The 21,764-nt window shown below is 68.0% G+C and carries 19 protein-coding genes and 1 tRNA gene; 3 read left to right on the forward strand and 17 right to left on the reverse strand.

Annotation, left to right across the window (positions count from 1 at the left end; translation table 11 throughout):
• Window positions 1-4: 4 nt before the first annotated feature.
• From FGL94_RS01650 to sugE, 11 genes are all read right to left on the reverse strand, one after another.
• Window positions 5-568, reverse strand: coding sequence for a hypothetical protein (locus tag FGL94_RS01650; protein WP_144920320.1), 564 nt, complete (start codon window positions 566-568; stop codon window positions 5-7).
• A gap of 70 nt (window positions 569-638) precedes the next feature.
• The gene (locus FGL94_RS01655; protein ID WP_050023206.1) at window positions 639-959 is read right to left on the reverse strand and encodes a transcription factor S; all 321 of its coding nucleotides are present in this window, start codon (window positions 957-959) and stop codon (window positions 639-641) included.
• Between the two features lie 100 nt (window positions 960-1,059).
• Window positions 1,060-1,953 carry an alanyl-tRNA editing protein gene (locus FGL94_RS01660; protein WP_144920322.1) on the reverse strand — a complete coding sequence of 298 codons (894 nt, stop codon included), beginning with the start codon at window positions 1,951-1,953 and terminating at the stop codon, window positions 1,060-1,062.
• 63 nt (window positions 1,954-2,016) lie between these two features.
• On the reverse strand, window positions 2,017-2,823 hold the full coding sequence (locus FGL94_RS01665; RefSeq protein WP_144920324.1) for a DUF7289 family protein: 807 nt from the start codon (window positions 2,821-2,823) through the stop codon (window positions 2,017-2,019).
• A complete protein-coding gene (locus FGL94_RS01670; RefSeq protein ID WP_144920325.1) occupies window positions 2,820-3,329 on the reverse strand; it encodes a DUF7266 family protein in 510 nt (169 codons plus the stop codon). The genes FGL94_RS01665 and FGL94_RS01670 overlap by 4 nt, the downstream gene beginning before the upstream one ends.
• Window positions 3,322-4,311: a DUF7261 family protein gene (locus tag FGL94_RS01675; protein WP_144920327.1), complete on the reverse strand. Its 990-nt coding sequence runs from the start codon at window positions 4,309-4,311 to the stop codon at window positions 3,322-3,324. Before FGL94_RS01675 ends, FGL94_RS01670 begins: the two co-directional genes overlap by 8 nt.
• On the reverse strand, window positions 4,299-4,943 hold the full coding sequence (locus tag FGL94_RS01680) for a DUF7288 family protein (RefSeq protein ID WP_144920329.1): 645 nt from the start codon (window positions 4,941-4,943) through the stop codon (window positions 4,299-4,301). The genes FGL94_RS01675 and FGL94_RS01680 overlap by 13 nt, the downstream gene beginning before the upstream one ends.
• 2 nt (window positions 4,944-4,945) lie before the next feature.
• Window positions 4,946-5,518 (reverse strand): DUF7287 family protein, encoded by a 573-nt coding sequence (locus FGL94_RS01685; RefSeq protein WP_144920331.1) that lies wholly within the window; start codon window positions 5,516-5,518, stop codon window positions 4,946-4,948.
• Window positions 5,508-7,550, reverse strand: coding sequence for a type II secretion system F family protein (locus FGL94_RS01690; protein WP_144920333.1), 2,043 nt, complete (start codon window positions 7,548-7,550; stop codon window positions 5,508-5,510). Before FGL94_RS01690 ends, FGL94_RS01685 begins: the two co-directional genes overlap by 11 nt.
• 27 nt (window positions 7,551-7,577) lie before the next feature.
• Complete coding sequence (locus FGL94_RS01695) at window positions 7,578-11,270, reverse strand: ATPase, T2SS/T4P/T4SS family (protein ID WP_144920335.1); 3,693 nt, start codon at window positions 11,268-11,270, stop codon at window positions 7,578-7,580.
• Window positions 11,271-11,419: 149 nt separating this feature from the next.
• Window positions 11,420-11,743: a quaternary ammonium compound efflux SMR transporter SugE gene (sugE, locus tag FGL94_RS01700; protein ID WP_144921391.1), complete on the reverse strand. Its 324-nt coding sequence runs from the start codon at window positions 11,741-11,743 to the stop codon at window positions 11,420-11,422.
• Between the two features lie 140 nt (window positions 11,744-11,883).
• Between sugE and FGL94_RS01705 the strand changes: the two genes are divergently transcribed.
• A complete protein-coding gene (locus tag FGL94_RS01705; protein ID WP_394348592.1) occupies window positions 11,884-12,492 on the forward strand; it encodes a trimeric intracellular cation channel family protein in 609 nt (202 codons plus the stop codon).
• 53 nt (window positions 12,493-12,545) lie between these two features.
• Window positions 12,546-13,247 (forward strand): DUF1405 domain-containing protein, encoded by a 702-nt coding sequence (locus FGL94_RS01710; protein ID WP_144920339.1) that lies wholly within the window; start codon window positions 12,546-12,548, stop codon window positions 13,245-13,247.
• 86 nt (window positions 13,248-13,333) lie between these two features.
• Here FGL94_RS01710 and FGL94_RS01715 read toward each other — a convergent pair.
• Window positions 13,334-13,406, reverse strand: a tRNA-Arg gene (locus FGL94_RS01715).
• 52 nt (window positions 13,407-13,458) lie between these two features.
• Window positions 13,459-13,755, reverse strand: coding sequence for a Sec-independent protein translocase subunit TatA/TatB (locus tag FGL94_RS01720; RefSeq protein ID WP_144920341.1), 297 nt, complete (start codon window positions 13,753-13,755; stop codon window positions 13,459-13,461).
• Window positions 13,756-13,944: 189 nt separating this feature from the next.
• On the opposite strand from FGL94_RS01720, the gene FGL94_RS01725 reads away from it, so the two are divergent.
• Window positions 13,945-14,415, forward strand: a complete 471-nt coding sequence (locus tag FGL94_RS01725) for a redoxin domain-containing protein (RefSeq protein WP_144920343.1) — start codon at window positions 13,945-13,947, stop codon at window positions 14,413-14,415.
• An 11-nt stretch (window positions 14,416-14,426) separates the two neighbouring features.
• Here FGL94_RS01725 and FGL94_RS01730 read toward each other — a convergent pair whose 3' ends face one another.
• From FGL94_RS01730 to gyrB, 4 genes are all read right to left on the reverse strand, one after another.
• Window positions 14,427-16,445: an AMP-binding protein gene (locus FGL94_RS01730; protein WP_144920345.1), complete on the reverse strand. Its 2,019-nt coding sequence runs from the start codon at window positions 16,443-16,445 to the stop codon at window positions 14,427-14,429.
• Window positions 16,446-16,496: 51 nt separating this feature from the next.
• Window positions 16,497-16,622 (reverse strand): hypothetical protein, encoded by a 126-nt coding sequence (locus FGL94_RS18755; RefSeq protein WP_277752599.1) that lies wholly within the window; start codon window positions 16,620-16,622, stop codon window positions 16,497-16,499.
• Window positions 16,623-17,312: 690 nt separating this feature from the next.
• Window positions 17,313-19,823, reverse strand: a complete 2,511-nt coding sequence (gyrA, locus tag FGL94_RS01740; protein ID WP_144920347.1) for a DNA gyrase subunit A — start codon at window positions 19,821-19,823, stop codon at window positions 17,313-17,315.
• Window positions 19,820-21,757: a DNA topoisomerase (ATP-hydrolyzing) subunit B gene (gyrB, locus tag FGL94_RS01745; RefSeq protein ID WP_144920349.1), complete on the reverse strand. Its 1,938-nt coding sequence runs from the start codon at window positions 21,755-21,757 to the stop codon at window positions 19,820-19,822. The genes gyrA and gyrB overlap by 4 nt, the downstream gene beginning before the upstream one ends.
• Between the last annotated feature and the right edge of the window lie 7 nt (window positions 21,758-21,764).

Here is a 21,764-nt window from a genome sequence, read left to right on the forward strand (position 1 = left end):
TCCCTTATAAATCACTCCCGTCGCGGTCCGCGGGCGACTCGATCCCCCGCACGATCCCCAGGAGATCCCGACGCGCGTCCGACGGGCTCCCTCCGGACGGATACGACGCCCCGTCGAGGGGGTACGCTCCCCCGCCGAGCAGGTACTTGTCGGCCGCCCAGACCGCGAGCAGCGCCTCGACCGGCACGCGCCGGCCGCCAGCGCCGACACGGGCGACGCCGCGGAACGTCGAGAGCGTCGCCCGCGACGCGCTCGGATCGTCGACCGCGATCTCCCGATCGCCGCGGTGTTCCACTTCCTCTATGTCACGATCGGCGAGGCGGTCGCGAAATCCCGATCGGGCCTGTCGCTCGACGAGCGCGGTGAGGGCGGGGTTCGGTGCGGTCGCCGGGCGAATTCGCAGGCAACTCGCGAAGCAGAACGGGCGAGGCGGTTCCGTCCCGTCGCGCTCGTACCGCACCGTGCTTGCGTCGACCGAGACGAAGCCGGCGGCGAACGCCCGTTCCGTCGTCTCGTCGACGCGTCGCCAGCCGTCGAGACGCTCGCGGGGAACGACGGGCGGGTCCATGGGCGGCGTTCTCCGCCGAGGTAGTAAAAGGGACGCGGCGATCGGCGGCGTTCGACGACCGCGGGCCGTCTCAGTGGTCGTCTTCGCGCCACTTGTGTTCGCACTCGGTACAGACGAAGAATCGGGTCTCGGACTCGTCGGCCGACCGGATCTGCTGCATGTACCAGTACGCGCGGTCGTTCCCGCACTCCGGACAGTGGGCCGTCGTCTTCGGGAGCCCCTTGTCCTCCGCGTCGCTCACGTCGACGATCTCCGACTCGACCTGCGACTCGGTGGTCCACTGGTCGTCCTCCTCCTCGCGTCCGATCTCGTAGCCGCAGGAGCCGCATACCCAGTGGTCCTCGCCCTCGCCGGACTTCATCATCGATCCGCACTCGTCGCAGAACTTCATGGCGGAACCAACCGCGGATCGTATATAAACGGCGGGATCGCGGGCCGAGGAGCGGCGGGATCGCGGGCCGAGGAGCGGCGGGATCGCGGGGCGGTGCCGCTCACTCCTCCCCGGCGACGTGCTCGGCCAGCGCGAACCGGACGCGCTCCTCGTCGCTCCCCTTCGTCTCCCGGCCGGTGACGATTATCTCGCCGATATCGGCTGTGTTGCCGACGTGCGTCCCCGCGCAGGCGGTGCGGTCGTACGGTTCCGCGCCGCTATCGCCGCCGTCGCCGTCACCGTCGGCATCGCCGCCATCGCCGACCTCCGCCCTCCCGACCGCGCCGATCTCGACGATCCGGAGCTCCGCGATCGAGTCGGGAAGGAGATCGATCCGGGTGCGGTCGGTGTCGAGGGTCGCCTCGGCCTCTCCTCGGTCCATCGCGTAGCTCCGGACGGGGCGTTCGTCGCCGACGAGCTCGTTGAGTCGAGTCTCGATCCTCGCGAGGTCGCCGTCGGTGAACCGATCGTAGGCCGCGTCGAGGTGCGCGTGGTCGTCGTAGAGCTGGTTTCCCGTCGTCTTCGCGTCGAACTCGGCCAAGAGCAGCGCGGAGAGCAGGTGCTGTGCGGTGTGGTACCGCGAGTGCGCACGCCGCCGCGCCGCGTCGATCTCGCCGACAACGGTTGTCCCGGGTTCCGGGGATGAGACGGTGTCGGCACTCGGATCTACCGGTTCGAGGGTGTGGTACACGGCGTCTTTCTTCTGGACGTCGACAACGCGCCAGCGTCGATCGTCGGCGTCCCCGTCGGCCGCGACATCGTTGCCGTCTCCGACATCGCCGCCGTCGGCCCCCTCCCCGTCCGCGACCCGGAGCGCGCCCGTGTCGTGAGGCTGCCCCCCGCCCGCGGGGTAGAAGTGCGTCCGGTCGAGGACGACCCGGTCGTCGAGCGCGCGGTCGACGGTCGCCTCGAAGGTCGTCACCGTGTCGTCGGCGAGGTACAGCTCCTCAGTCATACCCGAAGGGTGCGGCGCCGCCGGCTTAGGTGGTGCGTTCGGGGATTCCGACGGGAGCCCCGATCAGCGCTGGAGTCGGATGTCGACTGCGGCGTCCGAAATGAACACCTCGTCGCCGTGATCGAGGTCCACGACGACGGTGCCGTTGGCGGTGTCGGTCGCTTCGTTCACCGAGAACCCGTCCGTCCGCTCGAAGTACCGGCGCCACGCGTCCGCGTGCGTCGACTCGATCCGGAGGTCGAAGGGGCCGTTGTCGGCGTCGGCGTCGGCGACCTGAACGAGATTCGGCGGAGAGCGTCGGTCCACCGCGATCTGCACCGTTCCGTCCCGGTCGACGGTCTCGGGACCGAGCGCGTACAGCCGGACGATCGGGAGCGTCGTCCGCCCGTCGGCCGCGACGAACCGCGGCCCCGAGCGCATCACCGCTGCGCCGTCGTCGCTTCGGAACCACGCCCCGCCCTCGTACGCGATGGACGTGTCCCCGTGCGCGTACGTCAGGGCGCGGAACTCGAACCCCCTGACCACCCCGTCGGACGCGTTTCGCAGTTCCACGCTGGTCGTCTCCGCGACCGACAGCGTCCCGCCGCTGAGTCGGATCTCCGTCGATCGGCTCGGGTCCCCGTACCGCTGGATGTCCCTGACATTGTCGTCGAACACGTCGAAGGCGCGCTCGACGTTCTCGACGCGCTCGGCCTCCTGTCTGTCCTCGATACCGGTGATGCCGACCGCGAACACCGCTCCGATCGTCACCGTGACGAGCGAGAACACCAACACGTAGCCGACGACGTTGCTCACGCCCCGCTTGTCGCCCGCGAACGCGGCCAGCCCGCAGTCGCCGGTCGAAACGGTCGACCGTCGGCGGTCAGTCATCGTTCGACCACCGTCAGATTGCCGGTGCCCGCGCCGCCGTGGTCGTACTCGATCCGGATCGGTCCGCCGCGAACGCTTGCCGGCGTGACGTTCACCCGTGCCGCGTGCTCGACCACGAGCCTCGCCTCCGGGCGGTCGGTGCGTAGCGTCACGGCGTCGTCGTCGACCGCGATCCGATAGGGAACCCCCGCCACCCGCGTCGGGAGGTCGACGGAGACCGAGACGGTGGCGTTCGTCGCGTCGGCCGCGTTCGACCGGTCGGTCTCCGCCGCGCGGGCGAGCCGGTCGGCGCTCTCGACGTTCGCGGTCGCGGTCTGTCCGAGGACGGAGAGTTCGCTCTGTACGGTTCGGTCGGTCTGGGAGTCGACGACGCCGCCGACGCCGATGACGACTCCGGAGAGCAACACCGCCCCGATCGCGAGCGTCAGGACGTAGCCGACGGTGACACTCACGCCGCGCTCGTCGCCGAGGAGGCGCGTCGGCCCCGAGTCGGAGCGCTCACGCATCGGGCTCACCCGGGGCGACCCGGACGGCGGTCTCGAACCGGAGTTCCGCGGTCCGGTAGCGGAGGTTGATCGCGGCCTCGTACACTGCCGGCGTCGCCGTGAGATCGGGATTGGAGGCGACGGCGTCCTCCGAGACGGGCCGCACGGTCGCGGTCACCTCGCCGTCGGCGGCGTCCGCGTTCATGAGGGCGATCTCGTAAGCGTCGTCGGGCGCGACGAGCGTGGTCGGCCAGGTCCCCGGACAGGGGCGGTCGCCCAGCCGCTCGTCGGTCAGGTCGACGGCGACGCGGTCGCGTCCGTCCGGCGGCGTCTCGCACCGGACCGTCGGGTCTCCGCCGTCGTTGCCGACCGCGACGGTGACGTTGCCGTCGGTTCCGTCGTACACGTACACTTGGTGGCTCCCGCCGGTCGAGTCGTTGAGGTCGGCGTGGAACGCGTCGTCGACGGCACTGGTCGCGTCCGTCTCTGCGAGAGAGCCCGGGTCGACGTCGAGCACGAAGCCGCGCGTCCGGTCGACGTCGGCGGCGAGGGTCGCCGCGTTCGGGTCGACCGTGCCGTTCCCGGCGATGTCCCCCGTGATCCGGCTCCCGTTCCGAATCTCCAACAGCTCGATCCGCGTCACGCCGCCCCGTTCAGCGTACGATCGGGAGGCCTCCGCGTCGAGGTCCGCGACCCCGTCCCGGACCGTCTCGGCGGCGTCGGCGTGATTCTCCGGTCCCGCGCGGTTGGTCGCGTCGATCAGCTCACCGGTCCCGCCGACCGCGGTCGCTCTCACCTCCAACGCCTCGCCGTCGGCCGATTCTATCCCGCGGGTCGCGACGTTCTCGCTGTAGATTGTCGCATTTAAAAGCACCACCAGCGTCACCAGCGAGACCGCCATCACCAGTCCCGCGACGAGCAGGAGCTGGCCGCGGTCGGCCACGGAGGCGTTCCCGCCGAAGAGGCGGTCCCGGTCCGGCGGTCCGATGCTCACATCCGCCATACGACGATGCGCACCTCCACGTAAGCGAACAGCGGCCCGGGCCCGGTCTCGGTCGCGTAGAACTCCCGATCGGCATCGTCAGCCACCCCTCGAAGCGTCGTTTCCTCGTACCCCGGCGCGGTCAGGTTCGCGTCGGCGGCGAGCGCGACCGTCCGCGTCGCGCTCACCGCGTTGTCGCTCGGCGTCCCCATGTCGATCAGCGACGTCGTGATCCGCTCCGTGCGGGCCGACGTGTTGTAGTGGCGGAGGTCCACGTTGACGGCGATCCGTCGGTCGACGAACGTCCGATTCAGCGCCTCTCCGAAGCCGCCGAGCGCGGCGTCGAACCCGTTCGGCCCGTCGGCCCGCGGGTAGCCCTCCCCGTCGACCTCCGCCGGACTCGACGCGAACGTCTCGTTTTCCGGGTTCCAGTGCAGGATCGCCGCCTGCAGGTCGCCGCTCTCGGCGCTCGTCGCCAGCAGGTCGGTCGCGACCGCCCGCTGTTGGTTCTCGATGTGCTGGTTCGACGTGCTGGCCGACAAGGGGGTCACCGCGGTCGCTTGCAGGGCGAACGTGAGTCCCGCGACGAGCAGGATCGCCGCCGCGAACGCCTCCAGCGTGTGCGCCTGTGCCCGATCGTGTGTCGTGTTCATGATCACCACACCCGCACCGTGAGTCGGTACTGCGTCCCGCCGATCGAGACGAGCCGCTGTGAGACGGTGACGTCCTCGCCGGCCACGTCGCTCGGATCGGCGGTGGTCCGATCGGGCTCGACGTCGAACCGGCCGTGACGCGTCGCGATCGAGAGGTTCGACGCGTTCGTACTCGGATTCCGCTGGTCGGGCGGGTGGATCACCACCTGTACGTCGCCGTCGATCCCGAACTGAGTCGCCGGGTCCGCGGCGATGTCGGGGTGGCAGTCGGCGTCGGTCCCGAGCGTCGCGTTCGAGCCGAGGAAGGCGACGGTACAGGCCGGCGACAGCACGCCGGGTTCCGCCGGCGACGCCGCGAGCAGATCGCCGGCGACGCCGGCGGCGACGCGGTCGCTCACTACCGGCGAAGCGGTCGACGCCGCCGAGAAGGGGTCGAAAAGCGTCGGCACGAAGGCGATCACGAACGCGAGCGTCAACAGGAACACGCTCGCGCCGACCGCGAAGTCGATCGGGGTCTGCGCGCGGGCGGTCGTCTGTCGCCGCCGATCGCTCGGCGCGGTGCGTCTACCCCACATAGATCCACACCCCCAACGCGAGCGTCATCAGGACCACGGCGAACTTGACGCCGGAGACGATGTCGGCGTTCCGGATGTATCCGCTGATGAATCCGGAGAGGATCGCCTGCAGCGTCACGGCGTGGAAGAACAGAAGCGAGAGCACGTCCGGGTCGACGCCCCCGCCGCCCCCGAAGCCGGCGCCGCCTGCGCCCCCGGCCGACCCGCCGTCCGCCTGCGAGGAGAGCCCGCCCATCACGTCGATGAACTGCGTCTGGAGAATTGCCATCACGCCCAGCAGGGTGACGTACGTCATCACGATGATCGCCACCTGCATCCGGGTCTGGGAGATCCGATTGCGCTCGATGTCGTCCTGGTTCTCGGAGGCCTGCGCCGCCGTGGTCAACACGTCCGTGATCTGCGAGGACGCCTCCTGCGCCTCCGAGATGAGCTTCACCGTCCGGGCGAGTCGCGGGACCGCGTACTTGTTGTTGAACTCCACCAAGGCGTCTCGCAGGCTCATCCCGTAGTTCACCTTCGCGTGGACCACTTCGAACTCCTCGGCGAGTTTCCCGGTCGACGTCTCCGAGACCGTCTCCACCGATTCGAGCAGCGTCTGTCCGGTGTCGTTCGCGGACGAGAGCTTCCGGAGGCTCTCGGAGAGCTTCCCCGTGATCGCCCGCTTGGACCGCTGGCTCCACTCGTGGAACACCGCCAGCGGCGCCAGCACGAGGTACGCGGGGACGTACACCCAGACGAACGTCGACCACACCGGGCGGTCCACCCAGCCGTCGAAGGCCGTCGGCGCGTTCCCCGAGGCGACCGTGACGCCGACGATGACGAGCGCGGTCGGCACGGTCAACGCGAGCGTGTACAGCGGATTATCCCGGAGGAAGATGTGCGGCGCGGAGACGATCTGTTTGGTCTTGTACGTCCCCTCTCGGTTCCGGATCCGATCGAAGACGCCGAACCGACCGACGAACGCCTCGATCAACCCGAAGTGGAATAACCCCTCTTTGCTTGTCTGTCGGAGCCGCTCGCTGCCGCCGTCGGGGCGAAGGTAGCCGTCGCCGGGCTCGTCCTGCTTGACGGTGGAGACGAGCACGAGGAAGCCGACCCCGGTCAGCGGGATGAGGGCGTACACGGTCGCGTACAGCAGCCGTTCGTCGGACTCGCCCATCATCCCCATGATGACGAGGATGATGATGAGAAGCAGGGGGAACAGCGACAGCGTCATGTACATCTCGCCGAACAGCTCCAGCGTCTCTAAGGTCATCTCGCGCTCCTGTTTCGACGTGCGGAGGTGTTTCTCCTTTTTGTCCTTCAGGAAGCTCTCCATGTCGCCGCCGGAGTTGACGATCGAGAGCATGTCCGCGAGGAACTGCGAGAGCTCGTCGGAGGGGGTCTCAAGCGACTGCTGACGGATCGCGTTCCGGTAGTCGGTGCCGAAGTACTCGGTCTCGTTCACGATGCTCTGGAACTCGCGAGACACCTCGCCGTAGGTGTCCTCCGCCGTCGCCATCGCGCGCAGAATTTCCAACTGGTTGAGCCCTCCGACCGACAGCGCGTACATGAACGACACCGAGTCCGCGAGCAGGAGGTTGATCTCGCGTTCCCGCGCCGACGCCCGCGAGTACGGGATCGCGACCACGCCGCCGAACCCGATCGCGAACCCGATCGATCCGAACACGAGCCCGCTGACGAGGACCGCAGTGGGCACGACGAGCGAGCGCAGGAACTCCTGGATCGCCGGCGTGGGCGCCGGCACGCCGAGCGAGAGCGCCTCGGGGTCGATCAGCCCGAGCGAGAACACGCCGTAGCCGGTCAGCGTCCCGAGCGCCCAGAGGAGCCCGCCGACGAGCAGGCCGACGCCGAGCGCCCGGGAGACGTACATCTCCACCTGGTCCGGCATGCGGGCCTCCGCGAGCTTGCGCTCCACGTCGCCGACGAAGTCGCCGTCGGCGTCGAACAGTAGCTCGAAGACCGGGTAGAACAGCTCCGCGAGGATGTTCCCGCCGACGGAGCCGTCGCCGACGCCGGTGTCGAGGCTCACGCGACCCACCTCGTTCGGGTCATGAGATTACCGCTCCTCCGAGGACTCGACGGAGCCGAACCCCCAGTCGTCGATGTCGCCGTCGCCATCGGTGGCTTCGTCCTCGCTCTCGCCGTCGCTTTCTTCGGCGCCCCCGTCTCCGCTTTCGGCCGGGATTTCCCCGCCATCGGCGTCCGCTCTGACGCCGGAATCGGTCTGTTCCGGGGTCGGTTCTGGCGTCGGCTCCGAGTTCGTCTCCGGCTCCGAGTCGAGCACGTTGACCCCCTCGTCGAACGGTTCGTCAAAGTCGATGCCGCCGTCCGCGTCCCCCGTGTCCCCCGCGTCGCTCCCCTCGCTCAGATCCGACGCGTCGCTCGCGTCACCTCCCCCTCCGGCGTCGCTCTCGGCGGTGAAACCGTCTGTCGCCGTCGAACCGGCTCCGAACTCCTCGTTCGGCGGTGTCGCGTCAGCGACGACGCGTCCCTCGTCGGGCGCAGCACCCTCGTCGGGACCGTCGGTTTCGCCGACGTCGTCGACCGCACCCGACGCCGCCCCGGCCGGGAGTTCCCCGTCGAGCGCCGCGGCCTCGTCGGCCGCCCGCGCGAGCGCCTCGCGGTCGGATCCGGGCTCCGCCTCCACGTCGCGGGCCGGCGCGACGTCGAGCAGGGCGTCGGCGACCGAGTCGGGCATCCGGCCGCGGTACTCCGCGAACAGATCTTCGGCCTCCGCCAAGATCCGCTCGACCTCCTCGCGGCCCGCCTCGTCGGGGTCCGGTCGCGGCACCATCTCCTCTTTGTCGCGGTCGACGTTGATCAGGACCGACTCCATCTCCCGGAGGTCCTCCAGCGAGCGCTCTAACTCCTCGTTGGCCATCAGCGCGAGCACCGTCTCCGGATCGTTGATGAACGCCTGGAACGTCGCCGCCACCTGCGCGTAGCTGTTGAGCCCCCGGTCGATGAGGTACGCCAGCACGACGCGGCGCTTCCGCAGCTCCTCGTCGAGCGTCTCGCGGCTCCACCCGCGGTCGAACATGATGTCTTCGAGGGTGTTCGAGTCGCCCATCTGGAGGAACTCGTCGGTCTCCGCCTGCCACTGGAACACGTCCTGAACGTTTATCTCGTCGTTCTCGGCGTCGTAGTGGTTGATCTCGGTCAGCGACTTGTTCCGGCGCACCTTCTTGCCCTGCACCCGCGTGGAGGTCTGGACGGAGACCAGATCGAGGGCGGTGAACATCGTCTTCGAGACGTTGATCGGGTCGGTGGTGAACCGCTTGAGCACCTCGCCGACCGTGTCGGCGTGGAACGTGGTGTAGGTGGTGTGGCCGGTCGACATCACCTGGAAGGCCGTGCGGCCCTCCTCGCCGCGGATCTCGCCCATCACGATGTAGTCGGGGCGTTGGCGGAGCGCGGCCTCCAGTAAGTCGAACTCGTCGATGTCGCCCTTGTCGTCGTCGGAGAAGGAGGGACGGGTGACGGAGGCGATCCAGTTTCGCTGGGGGAGTTCGACCTCGCGGGTGTCCTCGATCGAGACGATCTTCGCGTTCGAGGGGATGAAGAGGGAGACGGCGTTCAGGCTCGTCGTCTTCCCGGAGGCGGTGCCGCCCGCGAAGATCAGGCTCTTGTGGTTCTCGATCGAGAGCCAGAGGAACGCCATCTCGTCGAGCGAGAACGTCTTCCAGTTGATCAGGTCGATCGGGGTAAAGGGCACGTCGTTGAACTGCCGGATCGTGTAGTTGGTCCCGTGGTCAGACACCTCGCGGCCGAGCGTGAGCTGGGCGCGGGAGCCGTCCGGGAGGGTGGCGTCCACCTGCGGGCGCCGCTTCGAGATCCCCTTCCCGGAGCGCTGCGCGAGCTTCACGACGAAGTCGTCGAGCTCGTCGGTGCCGTGGTAGACGTTGGTGATGATCTGCTCGTAGTCGGAGTGATAGACGAAGACGGGTGAGCTGTACCCGTCACAGGAGATGTCCTCGACGTTGATGTCGTACTTGATCGGGTCGATCCGCTCGTAGCCGATGAAGTCCCGCTTGAGGTAGTACAGCAGCTTCTCGACCTGGTGCTCCGAGAGGGTCTTCGAATCCTCTGCGAGCACCGCGGGCTCGGGTCGGGCGAGTATCTTTGCGGGCGCCGGGTTCGACTCGGTCGGCGGCTCGTACCCGAGCGATTCGGTGATCCGCCCGGCGATCCCCTCCGTGAGGTCGAAGCCGAAGCGGTCGACGAGGTCGTCCACGAGGTCGTCGACGGGCCCTCGGTCGCCGTCCGCGCGCTCGTAGAGGTCGTACCGGTCGAGCAGCGTCAGCGTCTCGTCGACGATCACGCCCTCGCGGAACTCCTCGTCGCCGCCCGCGATCGACTCGTCGGCGTACTTGATCGAGGTCCGGAGCTTCCCGGTGAGGAACTCGACCAGATCGGTCTCGATCTCCGTCCGGTATGGCTGGACGGCGTAGTACTTCACCTCGTTCTCCTTCGTCGACCGGAACACGATCACGAACGCGTACGGCTTGTTCACCCAGTACCGCTCGATCTCGCGGAAGTGGCGCTTCTTGGGCATCGGCACCGCCTTCTCCAGGTCGTACCGGTTCGCGAGGGTGGTGTCGCCCTCGTCGCTCGAGAAGAACGCGTCCTCGTCGATCTCCGGGTTCACGTCGACCGTGCGCTCGTCGACCAGGTCGGCGAGGTCGGCCGCGGCGCCCCCACCGGCCCCCAACAGCTCCTCGGTCCGATCGGGGTCGAAGCCCAGCGCCTCGACCTTGTCGTCGTGCGTGAACTCCAGCGGTTCCTCTTCCCCCTCCTCGTTCTCCTCGGTCGGCGGGTTCCCCTCCTCGTCGAGGAAGTACTCGTCGCGGTAGTCGTCCCACGTGTAGTAGCCCTTCAGCACCGGCACCTCGTAGAGGTTGTACCGGGCCGAACACAGGTCCCAGAGAACGTCTCCGACCGCCGCGGCCGCCCCCACGCGGTAGCCGGTCTCTGACGGGTCGAACCCGAGGAAACCGCTCGGATCGATGTCGATCCGGTCCCACTCCTCGCCCGTCGGCGCGCGGCGCGGAACCGACTCCACGTCGGCGCCCGCGGCGACCACGACTCCGGAGACGCCCGCGCCGTCGACCGCGATACCGGGGCGCTCGCTCGTCTCGCCCGCCTTGTCGACCGCTTCGGTTGGGTCGTCGGCTTCGGCGACCTCATCGCTTCCGTCCCCGTCACCGACTTCTTCGTCGCCGCCCTCACCGTCGCCGTCGCTGTCAGTCTCGTCTCCAGTGTCCTCGTCTCCGGCTTCTTCGTCGCTGTCGGCCTCATCGCTGTCGGCCTCGTCGCCGTCGTCCCCTTCAGTGGTCTTCTCGGCCGGCTCTGCAGGATCGGGAGCCACCGCCGCGGTCGAGATCCCGGCGGGGGCGACGGCCGCGCCGCTGAGAACGACGTGGTCGGGCCCGACCACGAGGGTGCCCGCCTCGGGCGTCCCGTGTCCCGGCACGGAGGTGTCGCCGTCGGCCTCGTACGGTTCGTCGACGCCGGCAGCGCGGACCACTCGATCGACGCCCTCCTCGAAGTGAGCGTCGACGGCGGTCGCGGGAACGACCGGCTCCTCACCGATGTCGGCGTACAGCTCGTTCGCGGCGTCGTCGCGGCCGCGTTCGCGGAGGAACGAGCGCCACGAATACCGCCCCACCGACACCGGCGGATCGGACGCCGGCGATCCCGCCGTCTCGTCGGACGGGAGGGGCGAACGCTCGGCATCCCCGGTTGTCATACTTACGGGAACACTTCGATCGTTGAAAAAGGTGTCTCGCAAAAACCCGCGACTGATAATCTCCGGATGGAAGCCGTGTTCCCTCACTGGAACGTCCCTCGCGGTTCGCCAGCCGTCAGTCGTTCATTGCAGGTTTGATCGCGGGGTCCTCAGTGCCCGCCGGAGACGATGTGGAGCCCGACGATTCCGAAGACGATCACGGAGATAAAGAGGAGGCGAGCGCCCGTCGCCGGCTCGTCGAACAGGACGATCCCGAGCGACGCGGTTCCGACGGCGCCGATCCCGGTCCACACGGCGTAAGCGGTTCCGATCGGGAGGTCCTGTACCGCCTTTCCCAGCAACACCATGCTGACGACGAGCGCGGCGACGGTGCCCGCCGTCGGTATCGGCTCCGAGAAGCCGTCGGAGTACTCTAGCCCGACGGCCCACGCGATCTCGAACAGGCCGGCGACGAACAGGATAAGCCACGACATCACGCCGAGTTCGCCCACCGCGTCGAGAAGGGTTTCGATGTGCTCCGGCGACTGCGGCACACTCAATATTCCCGCGCTCGTAGCCGGCAGCAGTGACCCAGAGCCTCGTTACGGTGTTGTTCGGCGACCCGTTTGCCGTCATGAACACGATCGGCTTGGTCGCGTTCGCACTCGTCGGGTCGTCGAAGGCGATCCGCGAGGAGTTCGACCTCTTGGGGATCGTCATCGTCGGGCTGGCGATGGCGTTCGCCGGTGGGGCGACCCGCGACCTCCTCGTGTCCCGCGTTCCGCTCGCGCTGCAGTCCCCGATCGAGATCGGGCTAGGGCTCCTCGGCGTCGCCCTGGCGATCGGGCTGAACGCCGTGCTGTCAACCCCGGAGACGCATCCGGTCACCCTCGTCTCGGACGCCATCGGACTGGCGGCCTTCGCGACGGCCGGCGCGATCGTCGCGACCGAGGTCGGCGTGTCGGCGTTCGGCGTCGTGACGATCGCGACGATCAACGCCGTCGGCGGCGGCGCGTTCGCGGACATCCTCCTCGACCGGGCGCCGTTCATCCTCTTCGAGGACTTCTACGCGAGCTGTGCGGTCCTCGGCGGCAGCGCGTACTGGGTCGTGGGAACGCTGGGGGCGACCGCGGGGGCCGCCGCCGCGGCGTGTGCGATCGTGACGGTGGGAACCCGGCTGGCCGCGGTCACGTACGGCTGGAACCTCCCGACGGCACAGAACCTGGAACTGGAGCGGGAGTGATCCGACCGCACGCAGAAGGCGGCCTTTAGGTCGTCGCGGTCGAAACGGGCGGTGTGACACGCTCCGACGCTCCCGGAGGGCTCCGATCGCTCGGTCGGCTCCGACGCGCGCCCGTCCGGCGTCGCGTCCGGGACGCGATCGCCGAGGAACTGCTCGGTACGCCGCGGAGTCTCGCCGTCGTGCTCGGGTTTACCGGGTTCATGCTCGCGGTCGGGATCGGGTACTACGCGCCGACCGCCGGCGGGGTGCCGGTCCCGCTGTGGCCGTTGTACGCGGACTCGGCCGTCGCGGTCGCGCTCGGCGGGATCGCCCTGTTGAGCCTCGTTCCGACGGTCCGCCGCGGGGGACACGTGACCGACGTCCCGGTCTCTCGCGGGCTGGCGTACCTCCAGACCGTCGCGTTCGTCTGGCTGATCCAGTTCGGCCTCTGGCCGCTCGTCTCCCTGAACCTCGCGTTCGGCGAATATCTCGCAGCCCCCGACGCGTGGATCTACTACTGGGGCGTGCTCGGGACGCACCTCTGTTTCGTCGGGCTCGCGCTGCTGTTCCCGGCGTTCGGCCGGACCACCCGCGGCGCGCTGGCGCTGGCGCTGGCGCTCGCCGTCGGCAACGTCGCCCTCGACTACGGGGTCGGCTACCACCCCCCGCTCCTGTACGAGCCCGGCCCCCTGCTGGCGGGCGCGACGCTCGCGATCGGCGTAGTGTCGGTGTGGCTCGCGAACCGATCGTTCCGGCGGCTCGGCGATGATACTTAAAAACCCGGCACGGCGGGATCCACGCGAGCGAGCGCAGTGAGCGAGTGAGGGTCAGCCGTGTCCGCGACTGAGCGGTAGCGAAGGAGCGGGCACGGCGGGATTCGAACCCGCGATCGAGAGGTTAGGAACCTCTCGCCCTGTCCGCTAGGCCACGCGCCCGAGGCGGGTAAAGAAAACGTCGCTGCGGGATCGGTCGGCGCCGCGGAGCCGATTACGCGCTGGTCTCTTTCTCGGTCTCGGTCTCGAAGTCGTCGTCCTCGTCGTCGATCGTGGAGTCGGTCGTGGAGTCGGCCTCGATCGGCGACTCGTCTTTCTCGTCGCCCTGCATCTCCTGTAGTTCTTCCTCGACCTGTTCACGCCCCTTCTTGAACTCGCCCATCGCCTGGCCGGTCGATCGAGCGAGCTTCGGGATCTTGTTCGCCCCGAACAGCAGGACCAACACGAGCAGGATGATGAGGAGCTCCGGGCCCGCCGGAATGCCGCCGATCAGTGGAATCGCACTTGCCATCTCTACACGACCGTAGCTCTCTGGCGACTATAGTCTTTTTGCCTCGACGAACGGGACGCAGATACCGCCCAAGCGCGCCCAAATCCACCGATCGCGGCGGTCCCACGTTCAAGGCGATCCGGACCGGATCCGAGCCGAACACGCTGCCGACGACGAAACGGTGATACCTCGCCGCCGCGACCGATCGATATGACCGACGTCGGCGACGACGCTCCGACCTTCACCGCTTCGCTCGTGACCGACGAGATAGAACCGTTCGACCTGTCCGACCACCTCGGCGCCGAGCCGGTCGTGCTCGCCTTCTTCCCGGCCGCCTTCTCGAACACCTGCACGGACGAGATGGAGGCGCTCCGCGACGAGTTCGACCGCGACGACTGCACGCTGTTCGGCGTGAGCACCGACCTCCCGCACGCGCTCGCCGCGTACCGCGCCCAGTACGACCTCCCGTTCGCGCTCGTCGCCGACCCGGCCCACCGCGGGATCGAGGCGTACGACGCGATCGAGTCGTTCGAGCGCTACGGCGTCGACACGGTCGCACAGCGCGCCGTGTTCGTGATCGACGGCGACGGCGTCGTGACGTACCGGTGGCTCGCGGACGACTCCGGACAGGAGCCCGACTACGACGCCCTCGAAGCGGCGGTAGACGAGGCGACCGACTGAGCGGAGGCCCCTCACGCCGGATCGCGCAGGTCCTCTAACGCCTCCGGGTTCTCCATCGACGAGAGGTCGCCGGGGTCCTCACCGTTATAAACGGACGCGATCGCGCGCCGGATGATCTTCCCGGACTGCGTCTTCGGGAAGGCGTCGACGAACAGCAGCTCGCGCGGCCGGAACGGCTTCCCGTGCTCCTCGCCGACCAAGGCCCGTAGCTCCTCGCGGAGATCGTCGCTCGGCTCCACGCCGGGTTCGAGCACGACGTACGCGACCACCGCGGTCCCGGTGGTGTCGTCTGGGACGCCGACCGCGGCCGCCTGATTGACGGCGTCGTGGTCGATGAGCACGCCCTCGATCTCGGCCGGACCGACCTTCCGGCCGGCGACGTTCAGGGCGTCGTCGGCGCGCCCGTGGAGGAACCAGAACCCGTCCGAATCCTTCTGCGCGAAGTCGCCGTGGTCCCACAGATCGTCCCACGTCGACCAGTACTCCTCGAGGTAGCGCTCGTCGCCCGACCACAGCGACTTCGTCATCGAGGGACAGGAGTCGCGCGCGACGAGGAACCCGCGCTCGCCCGACTCCCTGACCGACTCGCCGCTCTCGTCAACGATGTCGACGTCCATCCCGAGTCCCGGCCCGCCGAGGGTGCAGGGCTTCAGCGGTTGGTTCGGCATCGGCATCAGGAAGCAGCCGCAGATCTCCGTGCCGCCGGAGATGTTGATTATCGGGCACTCCCCGCCGCCGACCGCGTCGTAGAACCAGCGCCACGACTCCGGGTCCCACGGCTCGCCGGTGGATCCGAGGATGCGGAGCGAGGAGAGGTCGTGGCCCTCGACCCATTCGTCCCCGTGCTTGCGGAGCGCCCGGATCGCGGTCGGCGAGATGCCGAACTGGGTGACGCCGTGCCGGTCGATCAGCTCCCAGAACCGGTCGGGCTCCGGGTGGTCGGGCGCGCCCTCGTACATCACCACGGTGCCGCCGAAGGCGTGGTTGCCGATCAGCGTCCACGGACCCATCATCCAGCCGATATCGGAGACCCAGAAGAACCGGTCCGCGGGCTTCTGGTCGAAGCCGAAGTGGATCTCCTTCGCGCACTGCGTGAGGACGCCAGCGTGGGTGTGGACGATCCCCTTCGGCTCGCCGGTGGTCCCCGACGAGTACAGCAGCATGGACTCCTGGCCGCTCGGGAGGCGCTTCGTCTCGTAGCCGACCGGCTGCGACCCGACCGCCTCGTCCCACGTGGCGTCGCGGTCGGGGGTCCACGGGATCGGTTCCTCGGCGTCCCCGTCGCCCGCGGGAGTCGCCCCCAGCCGGTCGTACACCACGGTGTGCTCGACGCGGCCCGCCTCCTCGATCGCCGCGTCGGCGGTCGCTTTCAGCCGCACCTCGCTCCCGCGGCGGTAGAATCCGTCGCCCGTGAAGAGGACGGACGGCTCGGCGTCCGCGATCCGGGTCGCGGTCGCCTCCGTGCCGAACCCGGAGAAGATCGGCACCGCGATCGCGCCCACTTTTAAACAGCCGTAGAGGATCGAGACGACCTCGGGTACCATCGGCATGTAGAGCCCGACCGTGTCGCCGGTCTCGACACCGACCGACTCCAGGTAGTTGGCGACGCGGTCGCTCTCGCGTTTGAGCTCGTGAAACGTGATCTCCCGGACGTCGCCGGGTTCTCCCTCCCAGATCAGCGCCACCCGGTTGCGGTTCGGTGAGTCGACCGCGGCGTGTCGGTCGACGACGTTGTGCGCGACGTTGATCTCGCCGCCGGGGTACCAGTCGGTGAACTGCGGGCCGTCGGCGTCGTCGCGGACCGCGTCGTACTCCGTATAAAAATCGACGTCGAGGTAGTCGACGATCTCGTCCCAGAACCAGTCGACGCCGGATTCAGGTTCGCCCGCGATTCCTGAGGTGGTCCGGGCGATCAGCTCCTCGTAGTCGTCGATCCCGTACTCGCGCATGAACGCGGCGACGTTCGTCGACTCGGCGAACGACACGCTCGGCTCGTGTACGATCTCGTCTATCCCCTCGTACTCGTCCATCTCGTCTCGCCGTTTTCGCGGTGACCGTAAGTAATTTTCCTGAACGTTCGGTTACCGCGGACCGACGCACTCGCCGGCGACCGAGACGGTCTCGGCGTCGACGGCGACCGTCCCGTCGTACAGGGCGCAGACCCCGGCGTCCCACGCGAGTTGCCCCTCCCAGTCGGCACCCGTCACTGTGACCTCGTGGCGACCGGTCGTCCCGACCGTCGCCTCGAACGCGCGGGCGACGCCGGGGGGCGATCCGGTCGGTTTCCTCCGGGTACGTCGTCCCCCTCGACTAAACCGTCCGCGTCGACCGGCTCGTCGCCGGCGTTTCCGGATTTGAATCCCGTACACCCGGCCGTTGCGAACGCGACGCGAAGCGTGGCGCTGTTGGTGTTCTATTCTCTAGGGACTTCTCGGTCGAAGCAGTTGGTCGCTGACGATTGTCTCTCGATCGATAGTGGGAGTGAGTATATCGAATTGGGTGAGTGGTTGTTTATAAGTGATCGAGCGGTGTTGCTGTCGGCTGTTTATAAGCGACCGACGGCGGGGTGAACACCTCCAAAGCCCCAGCCTCGTCGCTGGCGGCGATCGCCGCCAGCGACTCCCTCGCGCGGCGTTCCTCGCGGCCTGTCGGCCACTCGGAGGCGCGCGCCACCGCGTCGTTTTTTTATAAGCGATCGTCGCGATCGCTCATGTCATTTTAAATATCGCATCTCCACAACCGATCTGCAACACTCACTCCCGCCATCGAGCGCCGCTGTGTCCGTATCGACTGTACCCGAGAAGACTGAACACTTACCAGGGATCTCATCGAGGCCGGGCCACGGTAAAAGCGATCGAGCCGCGGGGTACCGAAACAGGACGACTCGACCGGTGCGCTTACTCGGCGTCGCCGTCAGTCGTTTCGACGTCCTCCCCGTCAACGGCCTCGTCGGCGGCGTACGCCGACTCGGGGACGATATCGACGGAGGCGACCGTGTCGTCCGGTTCGAGGTTCATCACGATGACGCCCTTCGTGTTGCGGCTCACGGTCGAGATCTCCTCGACGCGCGTCCGCATGATCTGGCCGTCGTCGCTCATCGCGAGCAGGTGGTCGCCGTGGGTGACCGCCTCGATGGCGACCGCCTCGCCGTTGCGGTCGCCGGTCTTGATGTCGATCAGCCCCTTCCCGTTGCGGGACTGCAGACGGTACTCGTCCAGATCTGACCGCTTCCCGTACCCGTTCTCGGTCACGGTGAGCACCCAGTTGTGGTACTCCTCGTCGATGGCGGCGACGCCGGCGACCGCGTCGCCCTCGCGCAGGTCGATGCCGATCACGCCGCGGGCCGTGCGGCCCATCGCGCGGGCTTCCGACTCGTCGAACCGGATCGCCATCCCGTTCCGGCTGCCGATGACGATGTCCCGCTCGCCGTCCGTCACCTCGACGTCGACGAGCTCGTCGCCGTCCTCCAGCCGGATCGCGCGGATCCCCGTGGTGCGGATGTTGCCGAACTGGTCGACGGCGGTCCGCTTGATGTACCCGTCGCGGGTGACCATCGTGAGGAACTCGTCGTCGTCGAGGTCCTCGGTGTTGACGACCGCCTCGATCTCCTCGCCGTCGTCGAGGTCGATGAGGTTGACCGCGGACTTCCCGCGGGCGGTCCGGGACATCTCCGGGATCTCGTAGGTCTTCAGCTCGTAGATCTGCCCGCGGTTGGTGAAGACGAGCAGGTAGTCGTGGGAGTTGGCGGCGAACACGGAGGAGACGCGGTCGCCCTCTTTCAGGTCGGTGCCGATGATCCCCTTCCCGCCGCGGTTCTGCGCCCGGAACGTGTCGAGCGACATCCGCTTGATGTAGTCGTCCTCGCTCATCACGACGACGCACTCCTCCTCGGGGATGAGGTCCTCGTGAGTCACGTCGCCGACGTCCTCGATGAAGCTCGTGCGGCGCTCGTCGTCGTACTCGTCTTTGATCTCCCGGAGCTCTTTGATGATCACCTGATCGAGCTCGTCGGGGTCGCCGAGGATCGTCTCCAGCCGCTCGATCCGGGCGGTCACGTCCTCGTACTCGGACTCGATCTCCTGGGTCTCCAGCGAGGTGAGCGACCCGAGCTGCATCCGGACGATGTGTTCTGCCTGCGCCTCGCTGAACTCGTAGTCGGCCTCGAGCGCCGCCTTCGCGGCGTCTCGGTCGTCGGAGTTCTGGATCGTCTCGACCACGTCGTCGACCTGTTCGAGCGCCTTCAGGCGACCTTCGAGGATGTGCGCGCGGTCCTCGCGCTCTTCGAGCTCGTGTTCGGAGCGTCGCCGGACCACGTCGCGGCGGTGCTCGACGTAGTGTTCGAGCGTCTCTTTCAGATTCAGCACCTGCGGCGAGCCGTCGACCAGCGCGAGGTTGATGACGCCGAAGGTGCGTTCGAGGTGACTCTCGAGCAGTTGATTCTTGACTACCTCGGCCATCGCGTCGCGTTTGAGGTCGACGACGACGCGGATCCCGTCGCGGTCGGACTCGTCGCGGAGGTCGCGGATCCCCTCGATCGACCCCTCGTTGACGTCCTCGGCGATGCGCTCGACGAGCCGGGACTTGTTCTGCTGGAAGGGGAGCTCCGAGATGACGATCCGGCCCTCCTCCTCGTCGACCTCGAACTCGGCGCGGACGCGGAGCCGCCCCCGGCCCGTCTTGTACGCCTTGTGGACCGCGTTCCGGCCGACGATGTTCGCGCCGGTCGGGAAGTCGGGCCCCTTGACGTGTTCCATCAGGTCCTCGACCGTGCAGTCGGGACTCTCGATCAGTTCGACGGTGGCGTCGATCACCTCGCCGAGGTTGTGCGGCGGGATGTTCGTCGACATCCCGACCGCGATCCCGGAGGAACCGTTGACGAGCAGGTGCGGGAGCGCCGACGGGAGCACCTCGGGCTCCTCGAGCCGGTCGTCGTAGTTGGAGGTGAAGTCGACCGTGTCGCGCTCGATGTCGGCAAGCAGCTCCTCGGCGATCGGAGCCATCCGGGCCTCCGTGTACCGCATCGCCGCCGGCGGGTCGCCGTCCACGGAGCCGAAGTTCCCCTGCCCGTCGATGAGGGGGTACCGCATCGAGAAGTCCTGGGCCATCCGCGCGAGCGTGTCGTAGATGGCGCTGTCGCCGTGCGGGTGGTAGTCACCCATCGTCTCGCCGACGACGGAGGAGGACTTGCGGTGCGAGGAGTTGCTGGTGACGCCCGCCTCGTGCATCGCGAAGAGGATGCGCCGGTGGACGGGTTTGAGCCCGTCGCGGACGTCGGGGAGCGCGCGGCCCGCGATCACCGACATCGCGTAGTCGATGTACGACTGCTCCATCTCGTCTTCGATGCGGGCGTTCGTCACCTGCGCGGCGCGGACGTCGTCGGGGTCGACGTCGGGCACGTCCGAGCTCATATGTCCACCCACTCCGCCTCGGTGGCGTGCTCCTTGATGAACTGCTTGCGCGGCTCGACCGCGTCACCCATCAGCACGTTGAACATGCGGTCGGCGGCGGCCGCGTCGTCGACGTTGATCCGCTTGAGCCGCCGGTTCTCTGGGTCCATCGTCGTGTCCCACAGCTGGTCGGGGTTCATCTCGCCGAGTCCCTTGAACCGCTGGACCTGGTCCGGGTCGCCGTCACACTCCTCCGCGACGATCCGGTCGCGCTCCGCCTCGGTCATCGCGTCGTACGTCTCGCCGCGGTACCGGACGCGGTACAGGGGCGGCTGGGCCGCGTACACGTAGCCGGCCTCTAGGAGGGGCTTCATGTGGCGGTACAGGAGAGTGAGGAGGAGCGTCCGGATGTGGGCGCCGTCGACGTCGGCGTCCGTCATGATGATGATCTTGTTGTACCGGACGTCGTCGATGTCGAACTCCTCGCCGATCCCCGCGCCGATCGCGGTGATCAGCGCGCGGATCTCGTCGTTTTCGAGAATCCGATCGAGTCGGTGCTTCTCGACGTTGAGGATCTTGCCTTTAAGCGGGAGGATCGCCTGATTCTCGCGGTTGCGGCCCTGCTTGGCCGAGCCGCCGGCGGAGTCGCCCTCCACGACGAACAGCTCCGCCTCCGTGGGGTCGCGGGTCTGACAGTCGGCGAGCTTGCCGGGCAGCGCCGTCGACTCCAGCGCCGACTTCCGTCGGGTCAGCTCCTCGGCCTTCTTCGCCGCCTTGCGCGCTCTGGCGGCCTCCGCGGCCTTGTGAACGACCTTCCGGGCGGTGTCGGGGTTCTCCTCGAAGAAGGTGCCGAGCTTCTCGTGGGTCGCGGACTCGACGATGCCGCGGACCTCGCTGTTGCCGAGCTTCGTCTTCGTCTGCCCCTCGAACTGCGGGTCGGGGTGTTTCACCGAGATGACCGCCGTGAGCCCCTCGCGAACGTCTTCGCCCTTGAGGTTCGCGTCGAGGTCGTTGACGAGCCCGTGCTCGTTGGCGTAGTCGTTGACGGTTCGGGTCAGGGCGGTCTTGAAGCCGGTGAGGTGGGTGCCGCCCTCGCGGGTGTTGATGTTGTTCGCGAACGCGTGGACGGAGCCCTGCAGCTCCTCGGTCGCCTGCATCGCGACCTCGACGTGGATGTCGTCCTGCTCGTCCTCGAAGTAGATGACCTCGTCGTGGATCGGCGTCCGCGTCTCGTTGAGGTAGCCGACGAACTCGCGGATGCCGCCCTCGTAGCGGAACGTCTCCTCGTCGCCCGCGTCGGCGGCGGACTCCTCGTCGCGCTCGTCGACCAGCGAGACGGCGACGCCGGAGTTGAGGAACGCGAGCTCGCGCAGGCGGTTGGCCAGCGTCGAGAACTCGAAGGCGGTCGTCTCGAAGATATCCTCGTCGGGCCAGAACCGGATGTACGTGCCCGTCTCCTCGCCGTCGTCGAGGTCGCGCACGCGCTCGAACCCGTCTTCTGCGGGCTCGCCGCGGGCGAACTCGTGGCGGTAGACGCCGCCGTCGCGTTTCACCTCGACCTCCAGGCGCTCGGAGAGGGCGTTGACGACGCTGACCCCGACGCCGTGAAGCCCGCCGGAGACCTGATAGGACTTAGAGTCGAACTTCCCGCCGGCGTGGAGGACGGTCATGATGACTTCGAGGGCCGGTCGGTCGTACTTCTCGTGGGTGTCGACCGGGATCCCGCGGCCGTCGTCGCTGACGCTAACCGAGCTGTCGTCGTGGATCGTGACCGTGATCTCGTCGCAGTACCCCGCGAGCGCCTCGTCGATGGAGTTGTCGACGACCTCGTAGACGAGATGGTGGAGCCCCCGACCGTCCGTGGACCCGATATACATCGCCGGACGTTTACGGACGGCCTGCAGGCCCTCGAGGACCTGGATCTGGCCGGCTCCGTATTCGCTCTGCTCTGACATAGAACTT

It is taken from the genome of Halorubrum salsamenti (assembly GCF_007671685.1).
Lineage (GTDB): Archaea > Halobacteriota > Halobacteria > Halobacteriales > Haloferacaceae > Halorubrum > Halorubrum salsamenti.